Raw genomic sequence first — 7,243 nt, forward strand, 5'->3', positions numbered from 1 at the left:
GGGCGGGGCGCGCGGCGGACGGGGCGGGGCCCGGCGGGGGCGGCGCGGGGGCGCCACGAGCCTCGGGGTTCTCGCTCACCAGAGTCGCGGCGTGGAGGTGAACGCCGCTTCCCCCCTTCACTCTCAGTGATCCGGGTCGGCCGGAGGAACCGGAGGCCGGTGTCGCCCCCGGGGAACGCTTGACGTGGCGGCGGCTGGACCGGTGGAGCGGAGCGGCCCGTGAGGCCGCTCCGCTCCACCGTCCCGGGGTCGGCGGGCGGATCCGCGCCGCCGCCGTCACGGCTTGCTGGTAACGCCTTTCTAGATCATGACATGATCCGGGCGGTGACGTGACGCAAGTGCCACATCAACGCCTTTCTAGATCATGACATGATCCGGGCGGTGACGTGACGCAAGTGCCACATCACTCTTCGACAAGACGGATGACTCCGTAGTCCCAGCCCCTTCTCCGGTACACCACCGTCGGGTGGTTGGTGGCCTTGTCGCGGAACAGGTAGAAGTCGTGGCCGACGAGCTCCATCTCGAACAGGGCCTGTTCGATGCCCATCGGCTCGGCCTTGTGGAACTTCTCCCGGACGATGACGGGCCCGTCACCCTCCATCGGGATCGGTACCAGGTTCTCGTTGAGTTCGGTCGCCAGGGCCTCGTAACCGTCCGTCTCCGCCTCGGTGTCGGCGGGCGCGGACGGCTCGGGTTCGCGGGGCGGAGCGGTCCCGACCGCGGCGGGAAGGTCCTCGGGCAGCGGCTCCATCGCGGGAACCTTGCCCTTGCCCCGGCCTCCGTTGTGGGCCTTGCGCCGTTCGGAGTCGCGGCGCAGCCTCGACTCGAGCTTGTCGAGGGCCAGGTCGAGCGCGCCGTACCGGTCGTCCGCCGCGGCCTCCGCACGGATCACCGGCCCCCGCGAGCGGATGGTCAGTTCCACCCGTTCGCGCTGGTCGGCGAGGCGCGGGTTCCGCTCCTGCGACACCTCCACATCCACGCGCATGACCCTGGTGTTCAGCCGCTCGATCTTGGCGAGCTTGGTGTCGACGTGCTGCCGGAACCGATCGCTGACGTCGGTGTGCCGGCCCCTGACGATGATGTCCACGCGGGACCCCCCTTCTCCCGGTTGCGAGGTTCGTCCAGGAGGGGGCTCGATCCCACCTCCGGACGCCACAGCTCGGTGGGTCGCACCCGCCCGGCCGACCTGGTCTTCGTCCCCACATCCGCCTGCTGAGGGGCTCGCGGCTCTCTCGCCACTACTGCCCTTCTCCCGGTTCGGGGGATGTCGGATCCCCCGGCGGGGCAGGACTTACCTCTAAGGCGCACCGTGATCGGTCGACGAGAAGTCGCCTTACGTGGGCCGTTTCGCCTGCGCCTGGCATCGGCTAGCCGGACCGCATCACGCGCTCGCGACGAGCGCTGCGATCCAACGCAACCACGGACCCGGGCGGGTGCCATGTCAGGAACGCTAACCCCTTACGCCACGAATGTCAGGGGGGTGAACGGAGGAAAAACTCACGTACGGTCATCGACGCGCCCCGAATCGGGGCCTCCGAGGCCCTTCCCGGGGCTCTCTCCGAGCCCTGGATCCCCCTGCGCACAGCGCATCCCGCCGATCACTCCGCCGCAGGTCAGACCGATGTTCCGGCGGGGTGAGTTTGAAAATATCTACCTCCTGCCTGACCCGCAGTGACCGTTGAATACACAACTAATCCGACTTTCCCGAACAAGACGGACACGAGCTCGTCACGGGCGGTAACTACCTGACGTGCTGAGGATCTCCCGTGAAGAAAGTCACCCTCTCTCCAGGAACCTCCGAGGTGTCGCCGCGACCGCCGCCGCACCCACGACCTGCGCACCTGCCTGGCGGAGCACGCGTACCGCCTCCGCCAGCGTCGCGCCGGACGTGACCACGTCGTCCACGACCACCACCCGCCATCCGGTCAGCGGGCCGGCCACGCCGGAGTTCTCCCGTAACGGAGCCCCGGCCGCGCCATTGCCGCCTTTCCTGCCGCTGGGAGATCGATCACCGCGCTTCGCGTTCGTGTTCCCGGGGTTCTCTCGGAGCTGCAGGTCTAAGCCGTCGGATTCACCTCTGGGTGGACGCCTGGTCGGCTGGTGCGCCGCAGGTCTCTGTGGCGAGCGCGACTCCGGCCGCGTGTCATCGTCGGCACTCCCCGCAGACCAGATCCTGTCTCGTGCCTCACCGTCCGGCTTGCGAGCGAACCTCAGCGGAAACGTCGTCTCACCGCTCGGCACCGGCCGTGGCGCTGAGCCTGGCCTTCCGGCCTCGTCCGGCCCGAGTGCCCAGCTGTGCTCTGCCTCCGTGCACACATCCGTCTCCGCGTTCCTTGCGTGGGCTGAGTCCGGAGCAAGCGACTCCGGTTGAGGGCTCGAATCGGGGCGTAGGGAGTCGATGACGTAGCCAGGCACGGGATGGTCCGGAGTGCCGTGCTTCATCCGCAGGAGCCGCATCTCGCGGCGGGAGAGAGCCATGGCGCCGCTCATGTTGGCCTTGCGTTCGGCCTGGCCCAGGCCCGTCTGATCGGCCACGGTCCGCCGGTGCCGCAGCAGGGGCGCGCCGATGACCGGAAAACCCTCAGCGCGGAGTTCCCGCACGGCGACGGCCGCCATGCGGCGGGTCGGGTCGTGCCCGCGCTTCCGCACCGAGGACACCGCGGACGGAACGGGCACCACGATCAACGGCTCGTTCCCCTCCCACCAGAGCACCCCACCGTCCGACCACGCCACCGCCCCCTCCGGCCACGCCGCCCTCCCGTCCGGACACGCAGCCGCCCCGTCCGGACACGCAGCCGTCCCGTCGGGCCGTCGCGCCACATCGTTCGGGCTTGCCGTGGGACCGCCCGGGTTTCGCACCATGCCTTCCGGGCGTGGCGCCGCCTCCTGCGGGCGCCTCGTCGCATTGCCCGGACCTCGCAGCACGCCTTCCGGGCGTGGCATGGCCTCCTGCGAGCGCGGCTTCGCATCGCCCGGACCTCGCAACACGCCTTCCGGACGCTGCACGGCTTCCCTTGACTGCGTCGTCGGGCCGTCTCGGCCTCCTGGGCTTTCCGGGCGGCGGGACGCGCCTGCTTGCCGTGTGGACGGCTGGTGAGCTCCCGGCGGGCCCGGCGGCCCGTGCGGGGCGTTTCGGGCGAGCGGAGGGTTGGGCGCGGGTGTGGCCGCGGGAGGGTCCGCAGTGGCTTTCGGGGTGGTCGGCGGTGGGGGCGCGGGTATCGCCGGAGGGGCGAACGTCCACGCCGTCAGGCGGGTGGGAGCCCGGTCCTCGTACCAGGCGGGCGGAGGCGGGGACGGCGGGGCGGCGTCGAGCGACAGGGCGGACTTGACCGCCGTGGCGAGGGCGCGCCCCAGCGGCTTCGCCAGGCCGGTGCGTCCGGACTCCTTGTGAGCGGCGATGAGAGCCCGTATGGCGCCCTCGTAGGACGTCACCGTCCAGATGGGCGGGTTCAGGGGCGCGAGGCCCGCAGTGGGCACAGGACGAGCCGGAAGGGCCAGCGGAGCGGCGCAGGAGGGGCACAGCAGGCCCCGGGCGGCGCGGCAGCCCGCGCAGCGCTGCGGCAGCAACAGGTCGAGCAGATCACGTGCGAACATGCATTCGACGATGCCGCGCCGCCCACACTGATCACCAACTCACCGGCGATCTGTGGATAACTCGCCTCCGATCCACGTTTCCGCAGATGAGAACACTCGAATCGGCACGCGCCGGAGTCGGCCCTCGGCCGGTGAGGCGTCAGAAGGCGTAGGTGGGATCGCTGCCCGCGACGTTGCAGGCCCACTCGCTGTCGCGCTCGCGGTACGCGGACTGGTGGCAGACCAGGTGCTGGCTGGAGCTCTTGGTGCCGATGAGCACCGGGCCGCCCGGGATGGCGGCGATGCTCAGCGGCTCGCCCAGGGAGCCGACGCCCAGCGAGGTGACCGCGGAGCCGTCCACCGGCATCAGGTAGGGCAGCACCTGCGTGTCGGGGGTCTTGCGCCCCAGGACCGCCAGGGTGTTGTAGTCCCGCCACGACAGGTCGTCCGTCTCGGCGAGCTCGGAGCTGACCGGGACGAAGGACCCCGCGTCGATGCGGTCGCCGCTCCCGGCGATCCGCCCGACCTGCACCTGCTTGCGGCCGTCGATCTTGGCGACGACCGCGACGCGGACGCCGTCGCGGGCGACCTGGAGCGCGTAGATCTCGCGGCCGTCCAGGCCCCAGTGCCAGACCGGTTTGAGGGTCTTGCCCCGTTCCCGCTTCCAGAGCATGGACTTGCCGGGGCTGGTCTCGACCGTCCACAGGGTGCCCTGCCGGTCCCAGCAGGGCGGCGTGAACCGGCCCTCCGGGTCCTTGGCGGTGCGCAGGACGCGCGGGACGCCGTTCGAGTTGAGGTCCGAGCTCAGCAGCTGCCTGCCGTCCGGGCTGAGGCCGGCGACCTCGTGCTGGTCCGGGGAGACGGCCGGACGCGCCATCCGGCCCGGCGCGCTGGTGACGACGGGCAGCGACAGGAAGTTGTTCAGACCCAGCGTGGACAGGTGCCCCGCCGCCCCGATCATGTACGCGCGGTGCTCGCCGCCGACCGTGCCGTCCGGGGTGTTGGCCTGCCAGTCGTTGAAGGTCTGGACCTCGCTCTTGCCCTCGGGCGTCACGACCCCGCGGCCCTCGATCCGCAGCCTCCACTGCTTGATCTCCGACACCTGGCCGAGGCTCCAGGCGAGCTGCGCCGACATCTGCTCGACGTCGCCGGACGCCGCCTCCTTGCTGAGATCGACGGTCGCGACGTCCTTGTCCAGGGACAGGCCGACCAGCTTGGTGCCGTGCGGGAAGGCGCTCCAGACGGCGCCCCGGAGCCAGGTCGTGGGGCCGGCGATGACCGCCTGCACCAGACGCTGCGGAAGGTCCTCCCGGTTCACCAAGGGAAGGAAGACCCCGTTGGGGACGAGCGTCTGCTTGTCGGGAGCGAAGTAGTAGAGGTTGAACGTGCGGAAGACCTGGTCGACGTCGTTCTTGTTGAGCAGCATCGTCTGGCCCAGCGCGTCCGGCAGGGCGGAGATGCGCCACTGGTGCTGCGCGTTGCGCGTGAGCTGGTAGTCGGCCTGGACGCTCTTCTGGAAGGCGGTGTACTGGCCGTCCGTGGTGATGATGCCGAGCTGGGTGCCGTTGATCCGGACGGTGAGCTGGTCTCCCGAGCCGAAGACCTTGGGCTCGGGGCGGTCGTCGAACACCGCGATCGACGGCCGCGGTCCCGGACGCCAGGCGTTGGGGTTGGCCAGGTACTCCTTGGCGACCTTGTGGTCGTCGTCGAAGCTGGCCGAGGCCGCCAGGAACCCGGAGACGATCTCCTGCGGCGACCAGTCGTTCTTGGGCTCCACCGGGATCAGCCGCACGTAGGACTCGTCCGCCTGCTCCGCCCGCTCGGGCGCCTTGACGGACGTGACCCGTCCGCCGCCGGGCAGGGCCGCGCATCCGGACGCGCACAGGGTCAGGGCCGCGGCCGTGGCGACCGCCGCGCGCCCCTTCAGAGCCCCGCCGAGCCAGCGGGACGGACCTTCCAGGCACTTGCGCACAACCGAAACCTCCGGGGCCGCATGCGTGGATTCAGGGCGACGGACCGTCATCAGTCCCCCGCCTCGAGTTCGGCGAAAAGGGGCCGGGAACCGCCCGCTCCCGGCGGGACCAGCGGCAGGGGCGACCCGCGGAGCTCGGCCCCCGCGGTACGGGGCAGCGAGAGGCGGAACTGGGAGCCCTGCCCGGGCTCGCCCCATGCCTGGAGCCAGCCGCCGTGGAGCTGGGCGTCCTCCTTGGAGATCGACAGGCCCAGGCCGGTGCCGCCGGTCGTGCGCGCGCGAGCAGGGTCGGCGCGCCAGAACCGGTCGAACACCATCTGGCCCTCGCCCGGCTTCAGCCCCACGCCGTGGTCGCGGACGGTGACGGCGACGGCGTCCCTGTCGGCGGCGACGGAGACCACGATGTCCTCGCCCTCACCGTGTTCAACGGCGTTGACCAGGAGATTACGCAGAATGCGCTCGACGCGCCGCCGGTCCACTTCGGCCATGCAGGGCTCGCCCGGCAGTTGCAGGACGACCTTGGAGCCCTTGCGTTCGGCGAGCCCCTGGACGTCGCCCACCGTGCGCAGGACGAGGTCGCGCATGTCGAGGGACTCGGCGTCCAGGGTCGCGGCCCCCGCGTCATGGCGGGAGATCTCCAGCAGGTCCGCGAGCAGGGATTCGAAGCGTTCCAGCTGGCTCTGCAGGAGTTCGGCCGAACGCCCCACCGCCGGGTCGCCGAACGTGTCGCGGTACTCGTAGAGCATGTCCGCGGCGATCCGGATGGTGGTCAGCGGCGTGCGCAGCTCGTGGGAGACGTCCGAGACGAACTGGCGCTGGACCTGCGACAGGTCCTCCAGCTCGCGGATCTTCTCCTGGAGGTTGGCCGCCATGTCGTTGAACGATCTGGCCAGCCGGGCGAGGTCGTCCTCCCCGCGCACGCGCATGCGCTCTTCCAGCCGTCCGGCGGCGAGTCTCTGCGCGCCCTGGGCCGCGAGCCGCACCGGGATGACCACCTGCCGGGTCACCAGGGACGCGATGGCCGCCAGCAGCAGGACCAGGACGACCCCCACCCCGGCCAGGGAGCGGCTGACGATCGTGAGGGTGTGCTGCTCCTGCGTCAGCGGGAACAGGTAGTAGACCTCGTAGTGGCTGGTCTTGCCGGCGACGATGAGGCCGCGCTCGGACGGCCTGTGGCCGATGTAGGACAGTTTTCCGTACGTGTAGGCCCGAGTACCCGTCGTCCCGCTTCTCAGCTCGTCCCGGAGCCTCTGGGGGACGCTCTGGGACCGCAGCTCGTTGGTCGCGTACCCGTCGATGTACGGCTGGGTGGTGTCGCGGACGTAGACCTCGTAGAGGCCGGACGGCCCGCTGCGCGACTTCAGCCCGTTGGCGGCGCTGCGGAGCCGGTCCCCGCTGTCGTTGGACACCCCCACGTCCCGCTGGAGGCTGCCAAGGCCCTCGTCCAGCTGCGCCAGGGCGGCCTTGGTCTTGCCGTCCATCAGCGCGGTGGTGATCTGCTGCATCAGGAAGAACCCGAGGATCGCCACGACGATCGCCGAGATGAACAGCGTGGAGGTCACCACCCGGACCTGGATGGACCGCCGCCAGCGCGTGTACCCGGCGCTCGCGACCCGCCGCGCGACCCGCTGGACCCGGCCGAGCCACCGCCGGACCGGCCACCAGACGGCGCGCCGGACCCGCCCGGCCGCCGCGGGG

At 71.0% G+C, this 7,243-nt stretch carries 4 protein-coding genes; all 4 read right to left on the reverse strand.

The genetic code is table 11. The features are described from left to right. Positions 1-403: 403 nt before the first annotated feature. Positions 404-1,087 carry a ribosome hibernation-promoting factor, HPF/YfiA family gene (gene hpf, locus DZF91_RS01970; RefSeq protein ID WP_117355806.1) on the reverse strand — a complete coding sequence of 228 codons (684 nt, stop codon included), beginning with the start codon at positions 1,085-1,087 and terminating at the stop codon, positions 404-406. Between the two features lie 689 nt (positions 1,088-1,776). Then, a complete protein-coding gene (locus tag DZF91_RS40890) occupies positions 1,777-1,941 on the reverse strand; it encodes a phosphoribosyltransferase family protein (RefSeq protein WP_268915909.1) in 165 nt (54 codons plus the stop codon). 1,792 nt (positions 1,942-3,733) lie between these two features. After that, positions 3,734-5,545 (reverse strand): LpqB family beta-propeller domain-containing protein, encoded by a 1,812-nt coding sequence (locus tag DZF91_RS01985; RefSeq protein ID WP_235834016.1) that lies wholly within the window; start codon positions 5,543-5,545, stop codon positions 3,734-3,736. Between the two features lie 50 nt (positions 5,546-5,595). Then, positions 5,596-7,122: an MtrAB system histidine kinase MtrB gene (gene mtrB, locus DZF91_RS01990; protein ID WP_117355810.1), complete on the reverse strand. Its 1,527-nt coding sequence runs from the start codon at positions 7,120-7,122 to the stop codon at positions 5,596-5,598. Between the last annotated feature and the right edge of the window lie 121 nt (positions 7,123-7,243).

This window comes from Actinomadura logoneensis, assembly GCF_003428695.1.
In the GTDB taxonomy this organism is placed as follows: Bacteria; Actinomycetota; Actinomycetes; order Streptosporangiales; family Streptosporangiaceae; genus Spirillospora; species Spirillospora logoneensis.